23 protein-coding genes and 1 pseudogene are annotated in these 23,591 nt (G+C 72.7%); 11 read left to right on the plus strand and 13 right to left on the minus strand.

Annotated elements, in window-relative coordinates:
* The first annotated feature begins 299 nt into the window (after positions 1-299).
* Complete coding sequence (locus ACIBEF_RS01855; RefSeq protein WP_396790439.1) at positions 300-1,799, plus strand: glycosyltransferase family 39 protein; 1,500 nt, start codon at positions 300-302, stop codon at positions 1,797-1,799.
* Between the two features lie 138 nt (positions 1,800-1,937).
* On the opposite strand, the gene ACIBEF_RS01860 is transcribed toward ACIBEF_RS01855, so the two are convergent.
* Entirely contained in the window at positions 1,938-3,536 is a 1,599-nt protein-coding gene (locus tag ACIBEF_RS01860; RefSeq protein WP_396790292.1) for a histidine kinase N-terminal domain-containing protein, read from the minus strand.
* A 25-nt stretch (positions 3,537-3,561) separates the two neighbouring features.
* Positions 3,562-4,593: an SIS domain-containing protein gene (locus ACIBEF_RS01865; RefSeq protein WP_396790441.1), complete on the minus strand. Its 1,032-nt coding sequence runs from the start codon at positions 4,591-4,593 to the stop codon at positions 3,562-3,564.
* A gap of 189 nt (positions 4,594-4,782) precedes the next feature.
* Between ACIBEF_RS01865 and ACIBEF_RS01870 the strand changes: the two genes are divergently transcribed.
* Positions 4,783-6,609 carry a tetratricopeptide repeat protein gene (locus ACIBEF_RS01870; RefSeq protein ID WP_396790294.1) on the plus strand — a complete coding sequence of 609 codons (1,827 nt, stop codon included), beginning with the start codon at positions 4,783-4,785 and terminating at the stop codon, positions 6,607-6,609.
* A 97-nt stretch (positions 6,610-6,706) separates the two neighbouring features.
* Here ACIBEF_RS01870 and ACIBEF_RS01875 read toward each other — a convergent pair whose 3' ends face one another.
* Entirely contained in the window at positions 6,707-8,293 is a 1,587-nt protein-coding gene (locus ACIBEF_RS01875; RefSeq protein ID WP_396790296.1) for an MDR family MFS transporter, read from the minus strand.
* 111 nt (positions 8,294-8,404) lie between these two features.
* Between ACIBEF_RS01875 and ACIBEF_RS01880 the strand changes: the two genes are divergently transcribed.
* Positions 8,405-8,983, plus strand: coding sequence for a TetR/AcrR family transcriptional regulator (locus ACIBEF_RS01880; RefSeq protein ID WP_396790298.1), 579 nt, complete (start codon positions 8,405-8,407; stop codon positions 8,981-8,983).
* 78 nt (positions 8,984-9,061) lie between these two features.
* Here the strand turns inward: ACIBEF_RS01880 and ACIBEF_RS01885 are convergent, their stop codons facing one another.
* Positions 9,062-9,571, minus strand: a complete 510-nt coding sequence (locus tag ACIBEF_RS01885; protein WP_396790299.1) for a GNAT family N-acetyltransferase — start codon at positions 9,569-9,571, stop codon at positions 9,062-9,064.
* Positions 9,568-9,789: a biotin/lipoyl-binding carrier protein gene (locus ACIBEF_RS01890; RefSeq protein ID WP_181518367.1), complete on the minus strand. Its 222-nt coding sequence runs from the start codon at positions 9,787-9,789 to the stop codon at positions 9,568-9,570. Before ACIBEF_RS01890 ends, ACIBEF_RS01885 begins: the two co-directional genes overlap by 4 nt.
* A 221-nt stretch (positions 9,790-10,010) precedes the next feature.
* Here ACIBEF_RS01890 and ACIBEF_RS01895 point away from each other — a divergent pair, with 221 nt between their 5' ends.
* Positions 10,011-10,085 carry a 50S ribosomal protein bL37 gene (locus ACIBEF_RS01895; protein ID WP_369814844.1) on the plus strand — a complete coding sequence of 25 codons (75 nt, stop codon included), beginning with the start codon at positions 10,011-10,013 and terminating at the stop codon, positions 10,083-10,085.
* A 133-nt stretch (positions 10,086-10,218) separates the two neighbouring features.
* Here ACIBEF_RS01895 and rsrA read toward each other — a convergent pair whose 3' ends face one another.
* The 5 genes from rsrA to ACIBEF_RS01920 all read right to left on the minus strand — a co-directional run bounded on the left by rsrA (position 10,219) and on the right by ACIBEF_RS01920 (position 13,535).
* On the minus strand, positions 10,219-10,506 hold the full coding sequence (gene rsrA, locus ACIBEF_RS01900) for a mycothiol system anti-sigma-R factor (protein WP_030336658.1): 288 nt from the start codon (positions 10,504-10,506) through the stop codon (positions 10,219-10,221).
* 1 nt (position 10,507) lies between these two features.
* Entirely contained in the window at positions 10,508-11,332 is an 825-nt protein-coding gene (locus ACIBEF_RS01905; RefSeq protein ID WP_112583674.1) for a sigma-70 family RNA polymerase sigma factor, read from the minus strand.
* Between the two features lie 234 nt (positions 11,333-11,566).
* A complete protein-coding gene (locus ACIBEF_RS01910) occupies positions 11,567-12,184 on the minus strand; it encodes an alpha/beta family hydrolase (protein WP_396790301.1) in 618 nt (205 codons plus the stop codon).
* 51 nt (positions 12,185-12,235) lie between these two features.
* The gene (locus tag ACIBEF_RS01915) at positions 12,236-12,628 is read right to left on the minus strand and encodes a WhiB family transcriptional regulator (protein WP_091406097.1); all 393 of its coding nucleotides are present in this window, start codon (positions 12,626-12,628) and stop codon (positions 12,236-12,238) included.
* A gap of 196 nt (positions 12,629-12,824) precedes the next feature.
* Positions 12,825-13,535 carry an SOS response-associated peptidase gene (locus ACIBEF_RS01920; protein ID WP_396790302.1) on the minus strand — a complete coding sequence of 237 codons (711 nt, stop codon included), beginning with the start codon at positions 13,533-13,535 and terminating at the stop codon, positions 12,825-12,827.
* A 103-nt stretch (positions 13,536-13,638) separates the two neighbouring features.
* Between ACIBEF_RS01920 and aroA the strand changes: the two genes are divergently transcribed.
* The 4 genes and pseudogenes from aroA (at position 13,639) to ACIBEF_RS01940 (ending at position 17,944) form a co-directional block, all read left to right on the plus strand.
* On the plus strand, positions 13,639-14,937 hold the full coding sequence (aroA, locus tag ACIBEF_RS01925; protein ID WP_387352564.1) for a 3-phosphoshikimate 1-carboxyvinyltransferase: 1,299 nt from the start codon (positions 13,639-13,641) through the stop codon (positions 14,935-14,937).
* Between the two features lie 81 nt (positions 14,938-15,018).
* Complete coding sequence (gene rsgA, locus ACIBEF_RS01930; protein ID WP_396790305.1) at positions 15,019-16,095, plus strand: ribosome small subunit-dependent GTPase A; 1,077 nt, start codon at positions 15,019-15,021, stop codon at positions 16,093-16,095.
* 28 nt (positions 16,096-16,123) lie between these two features.
* Positions 16,124-16,942 (plus strand): histidinol-phosphatase, encoded by an 819-nt coding sequence (gene hisN, locus ACIBEF_RS01935; RefSeq protein WP_396790307.1) that lies wholly within the window; start codon positions 16,124-16,126, stop codon positions 16,940-16,942.
* Positions 16,943-17,001: 59 nt separating this feature from the next.
* Positions 17,002-17,944 (plus strand): annotated as a pseudogene (locus ACIBEF_RS01940) (hypothetical protein).
* Here the strand turns inward: ACIBEF_RS01940 and ACIBEF_RS01945 are convergent.
* Positions 17,902-19,101 (minus strand): glycosyltransferase, encoded by a 1,200-nt coding sequence (locus ACIBEF_RS01945; protein WP_396790309.1) that lies wholly within the window; start codon positions 19,099-19,101, stop codon positions 17,902-17,904. The pseudogene ACIBEF_RS01940 and the gene ACIBEF_RS01945 overlap by 43 nt on opposite strands.
* Positions 19,102-19,325: 224 nt before the next feature.
* Between ACIBEF_RS01945 and ACIBEF_RS01950 the strand changes: the two genes are divergently transcribed.
* The 3 genes from ACIBEF_RS01950 (at position 19,326) to ACIBEF_RS01960 (ending at position 21,776) form a co-directional block, all read left to right on the plus strand.
* On the plus strand, positions 19,326-20,324 hold the full coding sequence (locus ACIBEF_RS01950; protein WP_396790310.1) for an SDR family oxidoreductase: 999 nt from the start codon (positions 19,326-19,328) through the stop codon (positions 20,322-20,324).
* Positions 20,324-21,115 (plus strand): ATP-binding protein, encoded by a 792-nt coding sequence (locus ACIBEF_RS01955; protein ID WP_396790311.1) that lies wholly within the window; start codon positions 20,324-20,326, stop codon positions 21,113-21,115. The genes ACIBEF_RS01950 and ACIBEF_RS01955 overlap by 1 nt, the downstream gene beginning before the upstream one ends.
* An 88-nt stretch (positions 21,116-21,203) precedes the next feature.
* Positions 21,204-21,776 carry a DUF5709 domain-containing protein gene (locus tag ACIBEF_RS01960; RefSeq protein ID WP_099848385.1) on the plus strand — a complete coding sequence of 191 codons (573 nt, stop codon included), beginning with the start codon at positions 21,204-21,206 and terminating at the stop codon, positions 21,774-21,776.
* A 7-nt stretch (positions 21,777-21,783) separates the two neighbouring features.
* Here ACIBEF_RS01960 and ACIBEF_RS01965 read toward each other — a convergent pair whose 3' ends face one another.
* Together ACIBEF_RS01965 and macS are read right to left on the minus strand one after the other, a co-directional pair.
* Positions 21,784-22,437, minus strand: coding sequence for a response regulator (locus tag ACIBEF_RS01965; RefSeq protein ID WP_396790444.1), 654 nt, complete (start codon positions 22,435-22,437; stop codon positions 21,784-21,786).
* 23 nt (positions 22,438-22,460) lie between these two features.
* A complete protein-coding gene (gene macS, locus ACIBEF_RS01970) occupies positions 22,461-23,585 on the minus strand; it encodes a MacS family sensor histidine kinase (RefSeq protein ID WP_396790314.1) in 1,125 nt (374 codons plus the stop codon).
* Positions 23,586-23,591 lie beyond the last annotated feature (6 nt).

The raw sequence follows: 23,591 nt of genomic DNA on the forward strand, positions 1-23,591 counted from the left end.
GGATACGCGGGGCGCGGCGGCCGGCCCGGCGAAGCGGGCGGGACAACGGTGTCTTCAGACAGCCGGCGCGGAGCGCGCCCGAGACGGATTGGTCGGGCGTCGTCAGTAGGCCGGACAGATCGCGCTGCGCACGCGGCCGTAATCGACGTGGCGACGTGCCACGAAGCGGCGGACGACTGCGGCGGTCATGGGCCCCATGCTGCCACACCCCATGGGGGCCGGCCAATGTCCGCGTGCTGGATCCCACATCACGGGCCGAGTTCTCGGGCCGGCCGTGGCAGGCTCGAACCGTGCGGCAATTGTCCGAGAGGCCGGCCGAGGCGGCGTGGGAGCACCTGCGCCGCCTGCCGGTCTGGCTCCCCCCGGCGCTGGTGACAGTGGCGGTGACGGTGACCGGGCTGGGCTCCGCCCAGCTCTGGCGCGACGAGTTGGCGACGTGGAGCGCGGCCACCCGGTCGCCCGGCGACCTGGCCCGACTGGCCGGCACCATCGACGCCGCCACCGGGCCGTACTACCTGCTGATGCACCTCTGGACGAGGGTCTTCGGCGACTCCACCATCGCCCTGCGCGTACCGGCGGTGGTGGCGATGACGGTGGCCGCCGGGCTGCTCGCCGTGCTCGGCGCGCGGCTCGTCAACCGGCGCGGCGGCCTCTTCGCCGGGCTGCTGTTCGCGGTACTCCCCGGCACCTCGCGCTACGGGCAGGAGGCTCGCCCGTACGCGCTGGCCACCATGCTCGCCGTGCTCGCCACACTGCTGTTGGTGACCGCGCTGCGCCGACCGAGCTGGGCCCGTTGGGCCGGTTACGCGGCCGCCGTCGCCGCTCTCGGGCTCATCCACCTGATCGCGCTCACAGTGCTGGCCGCCCATGCGTTGGTCGTCCTCGTCGCCTGGTGGCGCGGCCCGGCCCCGGCCGGCATCGTCACCCCGGCCCAGCCCGACGTCGCGCGGGACCGGCGGGTGTGGCGATGGCTGGTCGCCGTGCTGCCGGCCGCGCTACTGGCGGGCCCGCTGCTGGTCAAGGCGCGGACCCAGCAGTCCCGGCAGTTGAACTGGGTCCACCTGGCCCGGCTGGACGACCTGACCGCGCTGCCCGGCGGCGTGGCACAGAGCAGCGTCGTGGGTGGCCTGCTGCTCGGGGTCGCCGCGCTGGGCGCGGCCCGGCTCGGGCGGCGCGCCCTGCTGCCGGTCAGCGCGGTGCTGCTGCCCGTACTGCTGCTCTTCGCCGCCGGCACTGTCGTACCGCTGTGGGTGCCCCGGTATCTGGTCTTCGTGGTGCCCTTCGCGTGCCTGCTGGCGGGCGCGGCGCTGGCCGCCGTGGCCGCTCCGGCGGCGCTCGTCGTGGTGGTCCTGGCCGGGCTGCTCGGCCTGCCCGATCAGGCCGCGCTGCGACGGACCCACGAGTGGCCGCGCAGCGCGCCGGTGGACTACGCGGGGGCGGCCCGGGTGATCGCCGACGGTCAACGCCCCGGTGACGCGGTGGTCTACTCACCCCGGCACAGCTGGCTTTTTCTCGATCTCGGCATCGAGTACCACCTCAGCGACCCACCACGCGACGTGCTGGTCACCGAGGACGAGGTCCGCCGCGGCGATCTGTGGGCCGCCGAGTGCCCCCAGCCGGCACCGTGCCTGGCCGGCACGACACGGGTGTGGCTCGTCGTCTCCGGCCGGCACGCCGAGCCGCTGGCCGCCGTGCCCGACGCCAAGGGCGACGCGCTCCGCAGGGGCTTCACCGTCGCCCAGGTCTGGCAGCGTCCCGGCCTGACCGTCGCCCTGCTCACCAGCCGTCCCGACCGCTGACCCGACCCCCGGGTGCCGGCCGTAGACCGGGCCCGCCCACCTCGATGCGCCTGATGTCTCTCAGTCATCATGATGACTGAGAGACATCACGCCCATCCTGATGTCCGCTCCCGCGCAGACCCGAGGCGGCAGAGCGGCTCAGGTCTGCGAGCGGCCGTCGTGGGTGGTGGTGCGGGCCAGCGGGACGACCAGCATGGCCTCGGTGCCACCGTTGGCGCCGGCGCGCAGTTCGATGGTGCCGCGCAGCTCCCCGGTGATCAGGGCCCGGACGATCTGGAGGCCGAGCCGGCTCCCGCGTTCGGCGTCGAAGTCCGGGGGCAGGCCGCGCCCGTTGTCGGTCACCGAGACGTGCAGCATCTTGCGGAACCGGTGCGCGGAGACCACCACCTCCGGCCGCAGCGACGGGTCCACCTTGGGAGCGGCGACCGGCACCATGCCGGAGGCGGAGGCCACCGGAGTCTCCTCCTCCGTCTCGTCGGCCGGCGGGAAGCCGTGCTCGACGGCGTTGAGCAGCAACTCGTTGAGGACCATCACCAGCGAGGTGGCGATCTCCGCCGGCAGCACCCCGAAGCTGCCCCGCCGGCGCATGCCGACGCTCACCTCGGTCGCCGCGACCTCGGTCGCCGCGCTGGCCACCCGGTCGACGATGCCGTCGAACTCCACCGCCTCGTCGCTGGACATGGAGAGCGTCTCGTGCACCAGGGCGATCGACGCGACCCGGCGTACCGACTCCTCCAGCGCGACCCGCGCCTCCGGCATGGCCACCCGGCGGGCCTGCAACCGCAGCAGCGCGGCCACGGTCTGGAGGTTGTTCTTCACCCGGTGGTGGATCTCCCGGATGGTGGCGTCCTTGGTGATGAGTGCCCGGTCCCGGCGGCGGACCTCGGTGATGTCCCGGACCAGCACCAACGCTCCGATCGGCACGCCGGCCGGCATCAGCGGCAGCGCCCGGGTGAGCATCGTGGCACCTCGTGCGTCGATCTCCCGGCGGGGTGGCGCCTCACCACGCAGCGCGGCCAGGATGCCGTTCGAGGCCTCGGTGCCGTCCAGCGGGTCACCGGCCAACCGGCGGTGCAACGCGGCCAGGTCCTCCCCCACCAGGTGCGAGGCGTAGCCCAGTCGGCGGTACGCGGACTGCGCGTTGGGGCTGGCGTAGGTGACCTTGCCGCCGGCGTCGAGCCGGACCAGTCCGTCGCCGACCCGGGGCGCCGAGGTGGTCTCGCCCGGATGCCGCGGCGGCGGGAAGGTGCCGTCCGCGATCATCTGCGCCAGGTCGTCGGCGGTGGTGAGGTAGTTGAGCTCCAACTGGCTGGGCGTACGCGCGGTGGAGAGGTTGGTGTCCCGCCCCACCACGGCGATCACCTCGCCGGCCTCCCCCTCGGCGGTGCGCAGCCGGACCGGGATCGCCTCGTGCCGGGCCGGCACGTCGCCGTACCAGACCGGGTCGCCCTCACGCCAGATCCGACCCTGGGAGTACGCCACCCCCAGGTGGGCCACCTCCGGCCCGCCGACGATCCGACCCACCTGGTCGTCCTGGTAGGCGGTAGGTGCGGTGGTCGGGCGCACCTGGGCGACGCAGAGGAACGTGCCCTCGGTGTCGACAGGCACCCACAGCAGCAGGTCAGCGAAGGACAGATCGGAGAGCAGTTGCCAGTCGCCCGCGATCCGGTGCAGGTGGTCGATGTCGGCCGGACGGAGATGGGTGTGCTCCTCGGCGAGGTCGCGCAGCGTGGACACGGTGACCAGGGTGCCACGCCACGCCTCACATCGTCGCGGTGACCTTCTTCAAGCCGCGCGGCGCGTCCGGGTCCTCGCCCCGGGTGAGCGCCAGGGCCAGCGCCAACCGCTGCATCGGCAGGATGTCCAGCAGCGGGGCGTACCGCTCGTCGACCTCGGGGACGGCCAGCCGGGTGGCGCCCGGCACGTTGGCGGAGCCGACCACCACGACGTCGGCGCGGCGTTCGCCGAGGCGGGGCAGCACCTCACCCATCGACCGGCCGCCGGGGCCGGAGCCGACCACGGCGAGCACCGGGACCTCCGGGTCGGTCATGGCGAGCGGGCCGTGCAGCAGGTCGGCGCCGGAGAAGGCGAGCGCCGGCAGGTACGAGGTCTCCATCAGCTTCAGCGCGGCCTCGCGGGCGGTGGGGTAGGCGTACCCCCGGCCGGTGGTGACCAGCTGACGGGCGAACCGGTAGCGCGGGGCGAGCTGGGCCGGGGTGCCGTCGGCCAGGGTGCGGGCGGCCAGCTCGGGCAGTGCGTCGAGCGCCTCCCGTTCGGCGTTCGGGAGCACGCCGTCGCCGGCCCGGATCCCCTCCATTAGCATGAGCAGGGCGAGCAGCTCCGCGGTGTACGTCTTGGTGGCGGCGACCGCCCGCTCGTGACCGGCGGCGATGTCGACGCTCAGCTCGGCCACGTCGACCAGCGGTGAGTCGGGGGCGTTCGTCACCGCGAGGGTCAGCGCGCCGGAGGCTCGGGCGGCGCGCAGCACCTCGGCCAGGTCGGGCGAACCGCCGCTCTGGCTGACCCCGACGACCAGCGCGTCGGAGAGGTCGGGGCGGGCCCCGAAGAGGGTCACGACGCTGGGCGAGGCCAGCCCGGCGGGCAGGCCGAGCCGGATCTCGGTCAGGTAGGCCCCGTAGAGCGCCGCGTGATCGGAGGTGCCCCGCGCGGTGAAGACCACGTGCCGTGGCCGACGTTCGGCGATGACCGCCGCCACCCGGGCGATCTCGGCGGCGTTGGCGGCGGAGAGCAGGCGCGCGTAACCAGCCGGCTGCTCGTCGATGTCGGCGGCCATTCCAGCCCCTGCACGTGTCACGGAAACCCCTCCCCCTGCGCGGTTGCCGCGCGATTCTTGCTCAGTCTTGCACTTTTAAGTGTATCCCAGCAATCGAACGAGCAGGACTGCGCAGCTGATCACCAGTTGATCTCAATATCAACTACGCTTTACCCGTTGCACCCGGTCTAACTGCCACGAGAGGACGACGTGCCCGAGGGAACAGACGATCCCGCGCTCTCCGCGACGGAGGAGCTGGCGCTGGCCCGGCTGGCACTCGACGAGGGCGACCTGCACCACGCCGCCGGCCACCTCGCCGGCGCGTTGGCACGGGCCCCCACCCTGCCGGAGGTGCACGAGACCCTCGCCCGGCTCGCCGTGTCGAGCGGCGGCGGCCTCGACCTCTTTCCGATCAACCACCACACCTTCGTCGGTGCGGTGGTCGCCCGCGCCCACCTCCTCGCCACCGCCGGGCGTCCCGCCGAAGGGCTGGAACTGCTGGCCGCGGCGACGTCGTACGCGCCCGGCACCGAGTGGGCCGGGGTGCCCTGGGTCACCGCGCCCGAGCTGGCCGAAAGACTGGAGCCGGAGCACATCGCCCGCGTCCTCATGCAGGTCTGCGCCGCACTGCCCGACCCGGTGCCACGGATCGGCCGGGCTCCGCTGACCCCGTACCTCACGCTCGCCCGCAACGCGGCGACGGTGCACCCCGAACACGGCCTGCTGCTGGGCGCGGCGTCCGCGCTGGCCCGGCGCCTCGGCGAGGTCGAGCTGGCGGTCCGCTGGGCCACCCGGGGAGTACGCGCACAGCCCTCGAAGATGGGCGAGGTGTGGCTCGGGTACGCGTACCGCAGCTCGGGCCGGACCCGCGACGGCCTCGCGGCCCTCGGTCGGGCCGTCGAGCTGGACCCCGACGACCTGGCGATCTACGCGGACATCGCCGGCACCCTGGCCGAGATCGGCCGGCTGGACGAGGCGTTGGAGTGGACCGAGCGGGCGCTGGCGCGCGATCCGTCGTTCGACTGCGCGGTGCACACCGCGCACCGCCTGCGGCACCTGCGCGACGGTGACCTCGCCCACCTGGTCGCGCTCGCCGACTTCGTCCGGGACCACCCGGACGACAGCCACGAGCACGGCGACCTGGCCCAGTGCTGCCGGGGTCGACCCTGGCTCGGCCAACTCACTCCGGCCGGTGGGCCCCTGGTCGACGCGATGCGCCAGGCGGTGGCCGATGACGACAACGGTCTCGGCGGTGCCGTACGCCTGTCCGCCGCCGCCCCGCCGAGCGCGGTCGGCACGGCGATCTCCACGGCCCCCGGGCTGCGGATCGAGGTCGTCGGCGCATCGGAGCCCGACCCGCGCGAGCCCCGGCGGGAGTCCGCTCAGCGGTTGTGGCACTACGCGGACACGGTGCCCACGCCCGCGTTGGCGGCGCCCTCGGCGACGGCTGTCGAACGGATCGGGCAGATCGCCCACCCGGCATGGGCGCACCCGCCGGCGGCGTACGACGCGGCGGTGGGCCTGGCCGGCCTCGACGTGGACGACCTGCTCGGCCTGTTGGTGCACCCGCCGGCGGCACCGGCGAACGCGGTGGGTCGGCTGCTGGCGGCCCACGACCCGTCGGTCTGGGTGCGAGGAGTCCAGGTGTGGGCCTGTCTGGGGCTGCTGCACCACCGCACCGACGAGCCGTGGGAGGGCTCGACCCGACGCCGGGTGCTGCTCGATCTGATCTGGGGCGTCGAGGACTGGGTCACCGAGGCGGCCCTGTTCGCCCTGGTCACCGCCGCCTGGGTGGATCCTTCGGTGCGGCCGGACGTGGCTCGGGTGGTGGCGGAGCGGCTGGCCGACGCGGCTGACGTGGCGCGGAGCCGACCGGTCCCGATCGCCGCCTCGCTGGCTCACCTGGCACTCGCCGCCCCGCAGTTGGATCCGGCGACGGCGGCACTGGCCACCAACCTGCTGAGAGCCAATGCCCCCCGGCTCCCCCGCCCCCGTAACCCCCTACGCCGCCTCTGGCAACGCCTGCTCCGCCGCTGATTCCCCGCAACCCCGCGATCTTGCACTTACTGTCGCCGTCTTGTCGGAAACAGTGCTTATGCACCCGCACAAAGTGCAAGATCGCGGGGTTTGGGGGTTACGCGACCGGGGCCTTGCCGAGGGCGACCTCGGCGTCCTCCTCCGGGGTGGCCTGCGGCGGCGCCTCGTTCGCGGTGCGCAGCGGGATCTCCTTGATGAACCAGGCGAGCACCGGGATCACGATGGTGAACAGCACCGCCCAGAGGAAGACGTGCGAGATGGCGTCGGAGAGACCACCGAGCACCGCTTCGCGCGCCTGGGCGGGCAGTTCCTTGAGCTTCTCCAGGTCCATCCCCGCGCCGCCGGACTCGCCGCCGAAGGCCCGACCGCCCTCGGAGCTGGCCAGCCGGTTGGCGAAGATCGCGCCGAACAGCGAGATGCCGAACGAACCGCCGATCGACCGGAAGAAGGTGGCCGCGCCGCTGGCCGCGCCGAGGTCCTTCTGCTCCACGCTGTTCTGCGCGATCAGCATCGACGTCTGCATGAGGAAGCCCATGCCGACGCCGAGCACGATCATGTACAGCGAGGACATCAGCTTGCTGGTGTCGGTGTCGAGCATGGACAGCAGCGCCATGCCCGCGGTCATCACCACACCACCGATGATCGGGTACGCCCGGTACTTGCCGTTGCGGGTGATCGCCCGGCCGATGACCAGCGAGACGACCAGCATGCCGAACATCAGGGGCAACAGCAGCAGACCACTGTTGGTGGCCGAGGCACCCTGCACGGTCTGCTGGTAGAGCGGCAGGAAGTTCATCGCGCCGAACATCGCGAAGCCGAGCAGGAAGCCGATCACCGAGATCAGCGCGAAGTTGCGGTTGGCGAAGAGCGCCAGCGGCAGGATCGGCTCCTGGACCCGGCGTTCCACCATTGCGAACGCCGCCAAGGCGAGGATGGCCAGCAGGGCCAGGCCGAGGATCGGCAGTGACACCCAGTCGTACTCGTTGCCACCCCAGGTGGTGATGAGCACGATCGCGGTGATGCCGACCGAGAGCAGCCCGGCGCCGAGCCAGTCGATCCGGTGCTCGGTGCGGTACTTCGGCAGGTGCATGGTGCTGATCAGCACGAGCAGCGCGATACCGCCCAGCGGCAGGTTCACGTAGAACGCCCAGCGCCAGGAGAGGTGGTCGGTGATGAATCCGCCGGCCAGCGGGCCAGCGACCATGGCGATGGCCATGATGCCGGCGATCATGCCCTGGTAGCGCCCGCGCTCGCGGGGCGGGACCAGGTCACCGATGATCGCCATCACGCCGACCATGAGGCCGCCGGCGCCGAGGCCCTGCACGGCCCGGAAGGCGATGAGCTGGACCATGCCGTCTTCTGGACCGCCGAACATCCCGGAGCCGGCCATGCCACAGAGGGCGGAGCCGACCAGGAAGACGACGACCGAGGTCAGGAAGACCGACTTGCGGCCGTAGAGGTCACCGAGCTTGCCCCAGATCGGGGTGGAGACGGTGGTGCCCAGGACGTACGCGGTAACCACCCAGGTGAAGTGGTTGAGCCCGCCGAACTCGCCGACGATCCGCGGTAACGCGGTGCTGACGATCATGTTGTCGAGCATCGCGAGCATCATCGCGATCATCAGCCCGAACAGCACGACCCGGATGTTGTTGGGTCGCGTGCCGGCCTGGGTTGCCTGAGTCATAGGTAAGCTCCCCCCGAGGATTGCCGTACTTACTTGCCGCCCGGCTAGTCACCTTACTAGCCGCACGGTAAGTTGGGTACGAGGAACGGTCAAGCCATTTGGGGGGCGTGGGTGAGCGAGAGCACAGGCGGCGGGACGCGGGACCGGATCAAGGCCGTCGCGCTCGAGCTCTTCACCGAGCAGGGGTACGAGAAGACCTCGCTCCGGGAGATCGCCGAGCGCCTCAACGTCACCAAGGCCGCGCTCTACTACCACTTCAAGAGCAAGGACGACATCGTCGCCAGCTTCGTCGAGGACCGGCTGGAGCGGATGGACGCGCTGACCGCCTGGGCCGCCACCCAGCCCGCGACCCTGGCCACCCGGCGTGAACTGATCTCCCGCTACGCCGACACGATGTTCGACGGCACTCAGCCGTCGGTGATGCGCTTCTTCGAGCAGAACCAGACCGCGCTCAAGAGCCTCTCCTCCGGCCAGAAGATGCGCGGCCGGATGATGGAGCTGGCCGAGGCGCTGTGTCGGGGCGACGACTCGCCCGCCGCCCAGCTACGCGCCGCGCTGTCCCTGTTCGCGGTGCACACCAGCTGGTTCGCGGTCCGCGCGCCGCACATCAGCGACGACGAACGCCGCAAGCTCGCCCTGGAGGTGGCCGACGAACTGCTGGCCGCCATCGGCACGCAGCCCGACGCCTGACCATCTCGTGATCGAAGTGGTCGGTCCGGCCTGTCGGTGGTCCGCCGGCCGGCCGACCTGAGCCCGCCGGTCGCCGGCTCAGCCGCGCGTCAGCTCCAGCCGGAGGCCGAGCAGGTCCACACCCGGCAACGGTGACCAGTCCTTCTCCGGCGAACGGACGAAACCGCGCCGCGAGTAGAGCCGGTGCGCCGCATCGGCCATTCCCGCCCGGACGCAGATCGCCACCGCCGTGCAACCCAACTCGGTCGCCCGGTCGACACACGCCTCGACCAGTGCGGCACCCACACCCCGCCCCTGAGCGCCCGGGTCGACGGCGAGCATCCGGAACTCGGCCTCGCCCGGCCCGGCCAACTCGGCGAACGGGCTGCCCGGCAGCACGAACGTGACGGAGCCGAGCACCGCCCCGGTCACCTCGTCGACAACGACCAGCACCTCGCCGCTGGCCGCCCGGGTCGACACGTCGGCCAGCACCTCGCCGTACCCGTGTTCGCCCTTGAGCTGGCCGTCCGCCTCGTACGCGGCGACTGTCAGCCGGGCCACCGCGGGGAAGTCGACTGACTCGGCCGAACGGACCCGCAGCCCGGTCAAGCGATCACGGCGATCAGGTCACCGTCCTGCACGACGTCGCCCTCGTTGACGACGAGCTGCTGGAGCACACCATCGGACTCGGCGACGACCGGGATCTCCATCTTCATCGACTCGAGGATCACCAGGGTGTCGCCCTCGGTCACCGTGTCACCCGCCGTGGCGACGACCTTCCAGACGTTGGCCACCATCTCGGCGCGGATCTCCTCGGCCATGTCCAGGCCCTCCCTCTTCGCGACGTGCCTGCCGATGTATCCAATCATGCGTCGACCGGCGGTGGGCGGGCAGCGGCGCAGCCGGGATGACAGGCCCGCCCTGGGGAAGGCGGCGGGTGTCGACCGCACTACCATCAGCGGGTCGGACCCGACGCCGGACCGCCGGTGGCCGCATCCGCGCCGAGGTCGTGCGCAGGACGGATCCGACCCATCACGAGGAGGTCAGCATGGCGAAGAAGTCCAGGAAGAAGAAGGCTCGTAAGAAGAGCGCCGCGAACCACGGCAAGCGTCCCAACTCCTGAACGGGTCGGCGGGCCGACTGCCCGTCGTCGCTCAGCCGGCCGAGGCCGGGTATACCGGTGGCCCGGGTCGACATCGACCCGGGCCACCGGTCTTGCCAGCTGGTGCCGACGCTCGGTCGGCGAGCTCAGACGATCAGTCGGCCAGCTCACGGGAGTCGCTGGTCTCGAAGACCACCAGCTCGGTGAGCTTGACCCGCAGCCGCTCGCGCAGCTCATCCGGCGCGGTCTCGTTGCCACAGCAACGCGCCACCAGCGCCCGTACCTCCTGCTCCAGCCCGTACTCGCGCAGGCAGGGCCCGCACTCGTCCAGGTGGTGCCGGATCAGCGAGCGACGCTCGTCGGCGCACTCCAGATCCAGGTAGAGATACACCTCCGCGAGCACCTCGCGGCAGTCCGTCTCGTGCGGCTCCCCACAGCTCACGTCACACCTCCCGGCCGGCAGCGGCGGTAGAGCCCTTCGCCGAGCGGGCCGCACTGAAGCCCCGCTCGCCCGCGTAACGCTCGAGCAGCTTGCGCAGATTACGACGGCCCCGGTGCAGACGCGACATCACGGTGCCGATCGGCGTGCCCATGATGTCCGCGACCTCCTTGTAGGAAAAGCCCTCGACATCGGTGAGATAGACAGCCAGGCGGAACTCCTCCGGCAACTGCTGGAGGGCCTCCTTGACGTCACTGTCCGGCAGCCGGTCCAGTGCCTCGGTCTCGGCCGAGCGCAACCCGCTGGAGGTGTGCGACTCGGCCTCGGCGAGCTGCCAGTCGGTGATCTCCTCGGTGGGCGCCTGGATCGGCTGGCGCTGACGCTTGCGGTAGGAGTTGATGTAGGTGTTGGTCAGAATCCGGTAGAGCCAGGCCTTCAGGTTCGTGCCCTGCTCGAACTGGTGGAAGGCCGCGTACGCCTTCAGGTACGTCTCCTGGACCAGGTCCTCGGCATCCGCCGGGTTGCGTGTCATCCGCAGCCCAGCAGCGTAGAGCTGATCGACGAATGGCATCGCGTCCCGCTCGAATCGGGCCCTGCGCTCGTCCGTCTTCTCGGTGGTCAACCGCACATCCCCTCGCGTCGGATGCTTTCCCGCCGAGGATACGCGCACGGACCTGCCCGCAGATTCACTTCCGGCCGGTGTGCCCGTGCTCACCGCACCCACCCCGCCCGGTCCCGCTGTCGCGGGCCACTCCGGGCCATCCAGCAGCCGCTTCAGCTGCCGGGCGTCCCGCTCGTCCCGTTCCAGGCTTCGTGTCTCGGTTGGCACCGGTCACCCCCTCGCAGAAAAGTCGTCCGGGGGTAGTAACGCGAGATGACCACTGGGGCATTCCGGCCGCCCCTCCCCGTTCCTGGTCCCGGCCCCGACGGCGGCCGGCGCTGGGACCAGGAAGGGCCTGGGAGGACTGGTGTCACCGGCCCTGCTCGGGCCGGCGGCACCAACGGATGCAACGACCCGTACCCGCGCCGGAAACGGTCGACCCGGCGAGCCGGGTGCGACGGGTCAGCCGGCCGCCCAACCCTGGGCGGACAGCCAGTCGCGCACGACGGCGGCGGTGCCGGCCGGATCGCGACGCAGGTCGTGCGTCTCACCGGGACGACTCACCACCTGCACGGCCGGCCCCGGCTCCGGCGTCCCGAACGGATCCCGGTCGCCGTTGACGACCAACGTCGGCAGGCCGGTGCCCAGTTCGACGGCGCGGGAGCGTTCCGGCCGGCCGGGCGGGTGCAGTGGGAAGGCCAGTGCGACCACGCCCACCGCGCCCACCGCACGGGCCGTCCGACAGGCCACCCGTGCGCCGCTGGAACGCCCACCGACCACCACAGTCGGCACGTCGGCGTGCCGGGCGCGCAGCTCGGCGAGCACCGCCGTCCAGGCCTCGTCGAGGTGACCTGCGGGTGCCGGCGCACGTCGACCGGCGACCCGGTAGGGCTGCGTCACCCGCACCACGGCGAGGCCGGCCGCCACCGACGCGTCCCGGACCGCGAGCAGGTCGGGTGCGTCGACGCTGCCGCCCGCGCCGTGCCCGAGGACGAGCAGGGCGGTGGCCGCGCGGACCGGCAGGTCGGTGTCGATCCACGCCGGGCCGCGCGGGGTGTCGATCTCGTTGCTGGCTGGCACCGGCCTATTCTGCGCCGCCGGACGGGTGTCGGGTGCGAACCGGGCCGCCGATCAGCTCAGCGGGACCAGGGCGAGCAGGCGATCGCGCACCGGCGGGCCGGCGTCGTCGATGGCGTCCGGATCGGGTTCGACCTCGCCGCGCCAGGCGACCAGCATCGCCCGTCGTTCCCGCGGCGTGGTGCCGCCCCACACGCCGTGGCAGTCACCGACGTCGAGGGCCCACGCCAGGCAGGACCCCTGCACATCACAACTGCGACACAGCGCGACGGCGGCGTCCGCCGGCTCGTTCGGTGCCGGAAAGAATGTCTCCGGATCGACGCTCTGGCAGGTGCCTCTGGTGCGCCACGCGTCGTCCTGTCGCCGTTCTCGCACGGCCCGCAGCAGTCGCGGATCTCGCCGCGCCGCTGCCACCTCGTGCGGGCGCGGCATACGTGCCCGTGTCATCCGCCCACCTCCCCCGTGGGACCGGCAAAAGCTGTGGACGTCGTCCGCCCCGTGCGGACCGACAGCCACTACCGGCGCTGTGTTCTATCGCACTTCGCAACCTCGGGACAAGGGTCTGCCGGGAACATGACTGAACAGCCAGGAGACGAATCGCGCGGAACCCTGGCAAATTGGCGGCCGACTATGCACCGCAGCGTCAGAACAGGGTCAGCTCCTGCGGTGACACCGTCGGCGCCAGCGCCACCCGCGCGGTCAGCTGTGGCCCGTCGTTACGAACGTCCCCCACCGCCGCGCCCACCGGCCGGATCTCCAACCCCGCCAACTGCTCCGCCGACGCCGCAGTGAGCAGCCGTCCCGGCTCGTCGGTCGGCGCGAGCCACGACGACCACCGCTCCGGTGGCAGCAGCACCGGCATCCGGTCGTGCACCTCGGCCAGGTCGCCGAGCGCCGTGGTGGTCAGCACGCTGAAGCTGAGCCGGGTCTCGGCCTCGGACTCCCAGACCGACCAGATGCCGGCCAGCGCGAGCACCGAGCCGTCCCGGGGGGTCATGAAGTACGCCTGTCGCCCGCCGTCGGGCAGCCGGACCCACTCGTACCAGCCGTCGGCCGGGACCAGGCAGCGGCGACGGGAGAAGGAACCGGCGTACGCCCGGCTGGTGGCCACCGTCTCCGCCCGCGCGTTGATCATCCGGGCGGCTCCCGACGCGGACCGGGACCAGTGCGGCAGCAGACCCCAGCGGCCGACACAGAGGCTGCGGTGCCCCTCCGGGCTGACCCGGACCAGCGGCACCGGGTCGGTCGGCGCGACGTTGTGGTCCGCCCGAACCAGGCCGTCGGAGTCGTCGGACGACTCGAACAGCGCGCTCAGCTCGCCGGAGCTCCGGGTCGTCGCGTACCTGCCGCACATGGGGCACACGCTAACGCGTCGGAGGCCCTGTCGGCTGTCCCGCCAACCGGGAGTACGAACGCCGGGTACCGCCGCCCACCCGCCGACACGGCAGAATGTAACGGTGGGCAACCTGACCGCGACCCGGCCGCCGCAGCCGTGGACCGCACCGACCGCATCCGACCCGGTGGCGGCGACGCTGCGCCTGCCCGGTTCCAAATCGATGACCGCCCGGGCCCTGGTGCTCAGCGCGCTGGCCGCCGGCCCGTCGACGCTGGCCCGGCCACTGCGCGCCCGTGACACCGAGTTGATGGCCGCCGGCCTGCGGGCGATGGGCGCGCACGTCTCGATCAGCGACGACGAGCGCTGGCTGGTCCGCCCGCACCCGCTGGCCGGCCCCGCCCACGTCGACGTCGGGCTGGCCGGCACCGTGATGCGGTTCGTGCCACCGGTGGCGGGCCTGGCCGACGGGCAGGTCACCTTCGACGGTGACCCGTACGTGCGTACCCGCCCACTCGGCCCGCTGGTCGACGCGCTGCGCTCGCTGGGCGTCCGGATCGACGTCACCGGCGCTGGCAGCCTGCCGCTGACCGTGCTCGGCACCGGCCGGGTCACCGGCGGCGAGGTCGTGATCGACGCGTCCGCATCCAGCCAACTCGTCTCCGGGCTGTTGCTGGCCGCCCCGCGCTTCGACCGGGGCGTCGTGGTCCGCCACGTCGGGCGGCCGGTGCCCTCCGCGCCGCATCTCCGGATGACGGTGCAGATGCTGCGGGCCGCCGGCGCGGCGGTCGACGACAGCACCCCCGACGTCTGGGCCGTCGAGCCCGGCCCACTCACCGGTCGCGGCTGGGACATCGAACCGGACCTCTCCGGCGCCGTGCCGTTCTTCGCCGCCGCACTGGTCACCGGCGGTGAGGTCACCTTGCAGGGCTGGCCGCACAGCAGCGCGCAGCCGGTCGAGAAACTCCGCTCGCTGCTGCAGCGGATGGGCGGCGAGGTCACCCTCTCCACCAACGGGCTGACCGTCCGTGGCACCGGCGTGGTGCACGGTCTGACCGCCGACCTCTCCGACGTCGGCGAGCTGACCCTCGTGCTGACCGCGCTGGCCATGCTGGCCGACTCACCGTCGGTCTTCACCGGCGTCGGGCACATCCGCGGCCACGAGACCGACCGGCTCGCCGCGCTCGCGCGCGAGTTCGGCGGGCTCGGAGCGGACATCACCGAAACACCTGACGGGTTGGAAATCCGGCCCCGACCGCTGCGCGGCGGCGTCTTCCGCACCTACCACGACCACCGGATGGCGCACGCCGCCGCGGTGGCCGGGCTCGCCGTTCCGGGCATCGAGGTGGACGACGTGGGGTGTACCTCCAAGACCATGCCCGAGTTCCCGGCACTATGGTCAGCGATGGTGACCGGCAAGTGAGTTTCCGGACGCTCACCAAGAGCTGACGCGAGAAGAGGACAGGTCCTGGCGACCAGACGGCGGGAGTACGACGAGGACGACGTGCGGGTCCGGCCCGGAAAGTCGTCGCGCCCGCGTACGCGCACCCGCCCGCAGCACGCCGACGCGGTCGACGGGTTCGTCATCGCCGTCGACCGGGGGCGCTACACCTGTGTGCTCTCCGGGGCCGAACGCGGCGTGGTCGGTGCCGAACTGCCCACTGTCACCGCGATGCGGGCCCGCGAGTTGGGCCGCAAGTCGGTGGTGGTCGGTGACCGGGTCAGCCTGGTCGGCGACACGTCCGGCGCGGAGGGCGCGCTCGCCCGCATCGTCCGGATCGCCGAACGTCGCTCGGTGCTGCGCCGCACCGCCGACGACGACGAGACCACCGCCGAGGGTCGGCTGGAACGGGTCGTGGTGGCCAACGCGGACCAGTTGGTGATCGTGAGCGCGTTGGCCGACCCACCGCCGCGCACCGGGTTCATCGACCGCTGCCTGGTGGCTGCGTACGACGCGGACGTCGAGCCGCTGCTCTGCCTCACGAAGGCCGACCTGGCCGGGCCGGAGGAGGTGCTCGGCTACTACACCGAGCTGGAGCTGCCGTACGTGCTCAACCGCCCCGACTCCGACCTCGACGCACTCCGCGCGCTGCTCAGCGGCAAGGTGTCGGTGCTGGTCGGGCACTCCGGCGTGGGCAAGTCGACGCTGGTCAACCGCCTCGTTCCGGACGCGCTGCGGGCGGTCGGCGTGGTCAGCGCGATCGGCCGGGGCCGACACACCTCGACCAGCGCGGTGGCGCTGCGGCTGCCACCGGTGCCCGGGATCGAGACCGACCCGGGTTGGATCATCGACACCCCCGGGATCCGCAGCTTCGGGTTGGCGCACGTCTCGGCCGACAGCCTGCTGCACGGCTTTCCGGACCTGGTCGAGGGCACCGTCGACTGCCCACCGAACTGCCCCCACACGGCCGACGAGGCCGAGTGTGGGCTGGACGCCTGGGTGGCCTCCGGTAAGGCCGACCCGCGCCGGCTGGCCTCGTACCGTCGGTTGCTCGCCTCCCGGGCCGGCGAGGGCGACTCGCGCGGCGACAGCGACCAGCGCGGCCCCGGCGAGGATGACCGGCGCGGCCCCGACGAGTGACCCGGCGGGCGTGGGCTAGGTTGCCGGCATGACCGGGTACGCCGACGACCTCGCCCTCGCCCACCTGCTCGCCGACCAGGCCGACGCCATCGCCACGGCCCGGTTCCGGGCGCTCGACCTGCGCGTCGAGGCGAAGCCCGACCTGACCCCGGTCTCCGACGCGGACACCGCGGTGGAGCGGGAGATCCGCGCCCTGCTGGCCGAGCACCGACCGGGCGACGGGCTGCTCGGTGAGGAGTTCGGCGCGCAGCCGTCCGCCGACCCGAACGGCCGCCGGTGGATCATCGACCCGATCGACGGCACCAAGAACTTCGTCCGTGGCGTGCCGATCTGGGCCACCCTGATCGCGCTGTACGACGGCGACCGGCCGGCGGTCGGCGTGGTGTCCGCACCAGCGCTCGGACGACGGTGGTGGGCCAGCGCGGGCGCGGGCGCGTACGCCGGGCCGGGGCCCGCGGCCGGTGAGCGGATCGGCGTGTCCGCGGTGCGCGGGGTGGCGGATGCCAGCTTCTGCTACTCGTCGTTGAACGGGTGGGAGGACTCCGGGCGGCTCGACGCGGTGCTCGACCTGATGCGGGACAGCTGGCGCAACCGGGCGTACGGCGACTTCTACGGCTACATGCTGTTGGCCGAGGGGGCACTGGACGTGATGGTCGAGCCGGAGTTGTCACTGTGGGACGTGGCGGCGCTGGTGCCGATCGTCACCGAGGCGGGTGGCACGGTCACGGATCTGGCCGGACAACCGGCTCCCGCCGGCGCTCCGGGCACCGACAGCAGCGTGGTCGCCACCAACGGTGTGCTGCACGCCGACATCCTCGGGCGCCTCAACCGACCAGCCGAGCGCTGACCCCCGGCAACCTCTATCCTCGCCAGGTGGTCTCCTCCGGTTGGTGCTTCCTCGCGGCGATGATCGTCGCGTACGGCTTCGCCAATCTGCTCCAGTCGGTGGCGGCGGCCCGCACCACCGTCCACCACACCTTCGATCCGGGCCTGCTGCTGCGCCTCGCCGGGCACCGGACGTACCTGGTCGGTCTCGGCTGTCAGATCGCCGGTTTCGTGCTCGCCTTCCTCGCCCGGCGGGACCTCCCGCTGTTCCTCGTGCAGGCCAGCGTGGCCGCCGGGCTCGGGGTGACCGCCATCCTCGGGGTGCTGGTGTTGAAGTGGCGGCTGCCGGCGGCGGAGGTGGTGCTGCTGGCGCTGCTCTTCGCGGGGATCACCGCGCTGGTGCTGTCCGCCCGGCCGGCACCGTCGAAGCAGCTCGGCACCGCCGGCTCGATCGCCCTGCTGGTGGCGCTGGGTGTGATAGCGGTGCTCGGTTTCTTCGCCGTCCGGCTGCACGGGGCACCGGGCTCGGTGGCCCTCGGCTCACTCGCCGGGCTGGCGTTCAGCTCGGCCGCTGTCGCCGCCCGACCGCTGGCATCCGCGCCGTCCGCCGAGGCGTTCCTCGCCGACCCGCTGTTCTACCTGCTGATCGCCCACTCCATAGTGGGTCAACTGCTGCTCGGTCTGGCCATGCAGCGCGGCTCGACGACCGCCGCGGTCGCCGCGATGGACGCCGCCGGCGCGGTGCCGGCCGCGATCGTCGGCCTGCTGCTGCTCAACGACAAGATCTGGCCGGGGCGGGAGTGGCTGGCAGCGGTCGGCTTCCTGGTGACCCTGGCTGCGGTGATCGGCCTGACCCGGTACGCCGAACCGCAGCAGCACCGTTCGGTGACACGTCGTCGGGACCCCGCCATGGTCGGTGCCGGCCGGCCGGGCTGACCGTCCGGCACCGCACCACTGTCGAGGTCCCGCAGCACCGCCGACTCACGCCTCGACCGGCTTGCGGCGGCTCACCACCCGTTCGTAGAGGCGCTCCAGCGCACCGGCGGTCCGCTCCCAGGTGTAACTGCTGCGCACCCGGTCCACGGCGGCGTGCCCGTACGCGAACCGACCGGCGTTGTCGCCGAGCAGCCGGCGCAGCGACACTCCGAGTGCCCGCACGTCACCGGGGGGCACCAGGCGGCCGGTGACCTCGTCGACGACGGCGTCCGCCAGGCCGCCCATCGCGTAGCCGATCACCGGCACACCGCAGGCCATCGCCTCCAGCGAGACCCGTCCGGCCGAGGAGTAGTGCGGCGTGCAGGCGACCACGTCCGCCGACCGGTACCAGGTGGCCATCTGGTCGTGCGGCACCGCCCCGACGAGCCGTACCTGGTCGACGACGCCGAGCTGTTCGGCCAACTCGCGCAGCCGTCGCGCCTCGGCGTGGTTGACCAACTGCTCGGCCGGCGGCCCGCCGGCGATCACCAGCTCGGCGTCACCGACCAGCCGCATCGCCCGGATCAGGTCCTCCTGGCCGTGCCCGGCGGCCAGCGATCCCACCGAGAGGATCCGGGACCGCTGTTCGCGCGGTGCCGCCTCGCCGTCGGGGTGGAACAGGTCGATGTCGACGCCGGCCGGCACCAACGCGACGGAGCTGCGTTGCAGACCCATCCGGGTCAGCTCGTCGACCTCGTCGTTGGACTGGGCCACGGCGATGTCGACGGCCCGGGTCAACGCGCGCTCCAGCGTGATCCGCTGGCCCGGCCCGTCGTAGTGACCGCCCAGGTGACGCAGCTGCTCGATGCCGAGCGAGTGGAACGTCTGCACCACCGGGATGTCGGTCTCCCGGACGGCGTGCGCGGCGGCCAGGCCACCGACCCAGTAGTGCCCGTGCACCACCTCGGGCCGCCAGGACCCCGACCACTCGTCGGCCAGCCAGCGGCCGACCTCCGTCACGTACGGGATCAGCTCGGCGGTGGGCAGTGGGGTGGGCGGGCCGGCGGGCACCTGGTGCACCTGGTAGCCGTCGACGTTCATCGTCGCCGGCAGCGTCGGGTCGTCCCGACGCACGTAGAGCCGGACGTCATGGCCTCGCTCGGCCAGCTCGGCGGCGACCCTCGCGGTGTGCTGTCGGGTGCCGACCGGCGGGCCGTCGGCGTGGCGGTAGGAACTGGCGTGCGCGCAGACGAGGCCGACGCGCATGGGTCACCTCCCTGCGATCTTTCCTCGGCGGTGGTCCTCCCGGTCAGAGCGTCCCATTAACCCCGCGACGCTGAGCCGAAACCTGGCAGATCAGGAAGAGTCCTTGCGAGTGCCACCGACACTTGCGCAACGGCAAGCACATGCGACACGCGACAGCACGCTTCGACGATGATCGACAAGCTGTCGCCGGTGTGACCAGGCCCGGCCGGGGGTACCGCTCAGGAATGCCGCTGACCCGCAGCCTCGACGATTCGACAGTGGTGATCACCGGTGCGTCCAGCGGGATCGGCACGGCGACCGCGTACGCGCTGGCCCGCCGTGGTGCCGCCGTCGTACTGGCCGCCCGCAGCGAGCCGGCCCTGCTCCAGGTCGCGCAGCGCTGCCGGGAGTTGGGCGGACGGGCGCTTGTCGTACCGACCGACGTCACCGAGTTGGAGTCGGTGCGGCGGCTCGCCGAGCAGGCGGTGGCCGAGTTCGGCCGGATCGACGCCTGGGTGAACAACGCCGCGGTGAGCGCGGTGGGGCTGTTCGACGAGATCCCGGTCGCCGAGTTCCGCCGGGTGCTGGAGGTCAACCTGCTCGGGACGGTGCACGGCATCAAGGCGGCCCTGCCCTACCTGGGCGCCGCCGGTGGCGGTGTGCTGGTCAACAACGCCTCCGTGCTGGCCGAGGTGGCCATGCCGTACCAGTCGGCGTACAACGCCACCAAGCACGGCATCCGTGGGCTGGCCGACACCGTCCGACAGGAGCTGCGGGTCACCGGTCGCGGTCACATCTCCGTCTGCACCGTGCTGCCGGCCACGATCGACACCCCGTTCTTCCGGCACACCGGCAACCACAGCGGCCGGGAGCTGGTGCCACCTCCTCCGATCTATCCGCCGGAGGTGGTGGCCGAGACCATCGTCCGGCTGCTGCGCCGGCCTCGCCGCGAGGCGTACGCCGGCGGCGCGGCCCGGCTGATCGGCCTGCAGTGGCGGCTGGCCCCCGCGCTGGTGGAGCGCACCCTCGGCTGGTACGCCCACCGCACCCAGTTCGGTCCGGGCGCCCGGGTGGACAGCAGCGGGAACGTGTTCCACGCCGATGCTCAGGCACGCCAGGACGGTGGCTGGCACGGTCGACGGCGGCAGTTGGTGCGGATGACCGCCGCGTTCGGTCTGGCCGCCGCCGGCACCGCTGTCGGCACCCTGGCGGCCATCAACCGCCGATCCCGGTCGGACCGCTGATGGCGGATGTCGAGCGCCCGAATGCGCTGGCCGTCACCGGCGCGCACAATCAGGCGATCATGTCGAGCTGTCTGGTGGAAATCGACGAGTCGTCAGCGGTGGTCCGGCTGACCGGTGTGCTCGAGGCCGCCAGCGCCGAGGCGGTACGCGGCGCGCTGCTCGCCCGCCTGGCGGACCGGCCCGGCCCGGTGGTGGCCGACGTCACCGGTCTGCGGGTCGTCGACCCGGCCGGGCGGGGCGTCTTCGCCGAGGTCCGCCGGGAGGTCGCCGACTGGCCCGCCGCGGACCTGCTGCTGTGTGACCCGGCGATCGACGGGCCCGCCCAGCCGGACGCCGCGCTCGCCGCGGTGCCGGCCTGGCCGACGCTCGACGGGGCGCTGGCCGCTGTGGCGGGGGCACCACTGGCGGCGGTGCTCACCGCCGAGCTGGCTCCGGCGGTGGGCGCCGCCAGGCAGGCTCGCGAGCTGGTCACCACCGGTTGCGAGCGCTGGGGTATGCCGACGCTCACCGACCCGGCGTGCATCGCGATCACCGAGATGGTCAACAACGTGGTGGCGCACGCCCGGACCCCGATGACGGTTCGGCTGGCACCCCGGGAGACCACCCTGCACCTGGCGGTTCGCGACCACTCCCCGCATCAGCCCACGTTCGCCGGGATGTCCCCACCAGACCGGGCCGGCGGCCGGGGCCTGCTGCTGATCGACACGGTGACCCGCCGCTGGGGCAGCACTGCCGTACCGGACGGCAAGGTCGTCTGGTGTGTGCTGCACCCCGACGACGAGGCCGGCTGACGGGGCTTTCGCCGTCGACGCCCGATTCGGCGCCGTACCGTCGACTGCCGCCCGGTTACGGCGGCAGGGCAGCGGGTAGTGATCAGACATGCGCGACAACGAGTACCCGACCCCCGTGTCCGACACCGAGGCGCAAGGGCTGCCCGACACCGCCGATGACGACTCGACCGCCAACGACGACGTCCTCACCGGGCGCGAGGCGGACGGCCCGGACCCGGCCCAACTGCCCGGCGACCGGACGCCGGTGGCGGTGGACCGGTTCGGCACGACCGCCGAGGAGCAGCTCGACGGTGAGTCGTTGGACTACAAGCTCGACCGCGAGGTCTACGAGCGCCCGGCGGACGACCCGCTGGCCGGCACCATCGACCCGAAGATCGCGTTCGAGGCGGACAACCTGGAAGCCGCGGCGGAGGCTCAGCTGGACGCCGACGTGATGGATCCCGGGCCGACCTCGGACCCGAACTCGCCGGTCTCCCTCTACGACCACGGTCAGCTCGGCACCGTTGCCGACGCCACGGTGGGCCGGCTGGTGGAACCCGACGAGGGGGCGCACACCGACCAGGAGACCGACTCGGTGGCGTACGACGCCGGATCGGCCGGGGGCGGAGCCACCGCCGAGGAGCTGGCCATCCACGAGACGGAGCCGCCGCGCTCGGTCTGATGTCCGCTCAGTCGTCCAGACCGCGTTCGATGGCGTACCGGGTCAGCTCGACCCGGTTGTGCAGTTGCAGCTTGCCCAGGGTGTTCTGCACGTGGTTCTGCACCGTGCGGTGCGAGACACCGAGCCGCTGGGCGATCTGCTTGTACGACATCCCCTTCGCCACCAGCCGCAGCACCTCCGTCTCCCGTTCGGTGAGCTGGGGCGTAGCGGGTTCGGCAGCGCCGGCCGGGTCGGTCCCCCGCCCCGGCCCGGCGGCCAGCCGGCGGTACTCGCCGAGCACCAGCCCGGCCAGGCCGGGAGTGAAAACCGCGTCGCCGGCCGCGGTGCGGTGCACCGCCTCCAGGAACTCGGCGGGCGCTGTCGATTTCACCAGGTAACCGGTGGCCCCGGCCTTCACCGCGTCCAGCACGCTCTGCTGTTCGCCGCTGGCGCTGAGCATCAGCACCCGTACGGCCGGCAGCGCCGCGCGCAACCCCAGGATCACCTCGACGCCGGAGATGTCGGGCAGTTGCAGGTCGAGGACGACGACGTCGGGCCGGGCCGCGGCGGCCACGCGGATGGCCTGTCGCCCCTCCCCGCTGGTCGCCACCACCAGAAAACCGGCCTCGGTCAGGTCGCGGGCCACACCCTCCCGCCACATCGGATGGTCGTCCACCACCATCACCCGGACCGGGTTCGCCGCCGTCACCTCGGCACGCTCAGCTCGATCTCGGTGCCCGCCTCGGGGGCGGACACGATCCGCACGGTGCCGCCCACGTCGACCACCCGTCCCCGGATCGACTGGGTCACGCCGAGCCGACCCTGGGCTGCCGCCTCGTCCAGCCGGCCATCCGGAATGCCCGGCCCCTCGTCGCGGATCGACACGGTCACCGTCGCCCCCTCGTCCTCGATCAGCACCCAGGCCCGCCCGCCGGCGTGCCGCCCCACGTTGTCCAGGGCCGCGCCGGTCGCGGCGGCCAACTCCGCGGCCACCCGTCGGGGCAGCGGCACCGGGGTGGCCGGGGCGGACAGCGCCACCGCCGCCGAGGTGTACCGACCGAGCAGGGTCCGCAGGTCCACCGCCTCGCCGCCGTCCGGGAGGCTCGCGGCGGCCGGTCCGGCCCCGGCGATCAGCGCCCGCAGAGCAACCTCCTGTTCACCGGCCAGCCGGGCCAGCTCGCCGGCCTCCCCGGGCAGGTCGGCGCCGCGCCGCTGCACCAGCGCCAGCACCTGGAGTACCGAGTCGTGAATGTCCCGGGCCAGCCGCTCCCGCTCCCGGGTGGCAGCCTCCAGCTCCACCGCGCGCTGCAACCGCTCCTCGGCGCTCACCCCGAGCCGGGCCACGTGCCCGACCACCACCCCGGCGAGCAGCATCAGGATCACCCCGGTGAACGAGGACTGACCGATCCGCTCCCGGGTGGCCAGGTCCGCGCCGGCGACCAGCAGCGCGGCGACAGTGCCCCGCCGCCGGCCACCGGAGACGGCCCAGGCCAGCACCGGGCCGGCCATCCAGGCCACCCCCAGGGTGGGTACGCCGTGGGCGAGCGCCGTCCGACCGACCACCCACGGGGTGGCCAGCACGATGGCCATCACCACCCCGAGGTCGGCCAGCAGCAGCGGCCAGCGCCGCCAGGCCGGCCGGGCGTACCCGACCGCCGTCGCGCCCGTCCAGGCGATCATCAGAATGATCAGGGCACCGACGGCGTACGGGTGGGCGTACCGGTCGGCGTCGCGCACCGCGAGCACGCAGACGTACGCCAGGGAGGCCAGTCTGAACACGGTGAGCGCACGCCACAGCGGCACCTCGAACCCACCCGGCGGCGATGGCATGGCGGT

Source organism: Micromonospora sp. NPDC050795 (assembly GCF_044456785.1).
Classification (GTDB): Bacteria; Actinomycetota; Actinomycetes; order Mycobacteriales; family Micromonosporaceae; genus Micromonospora.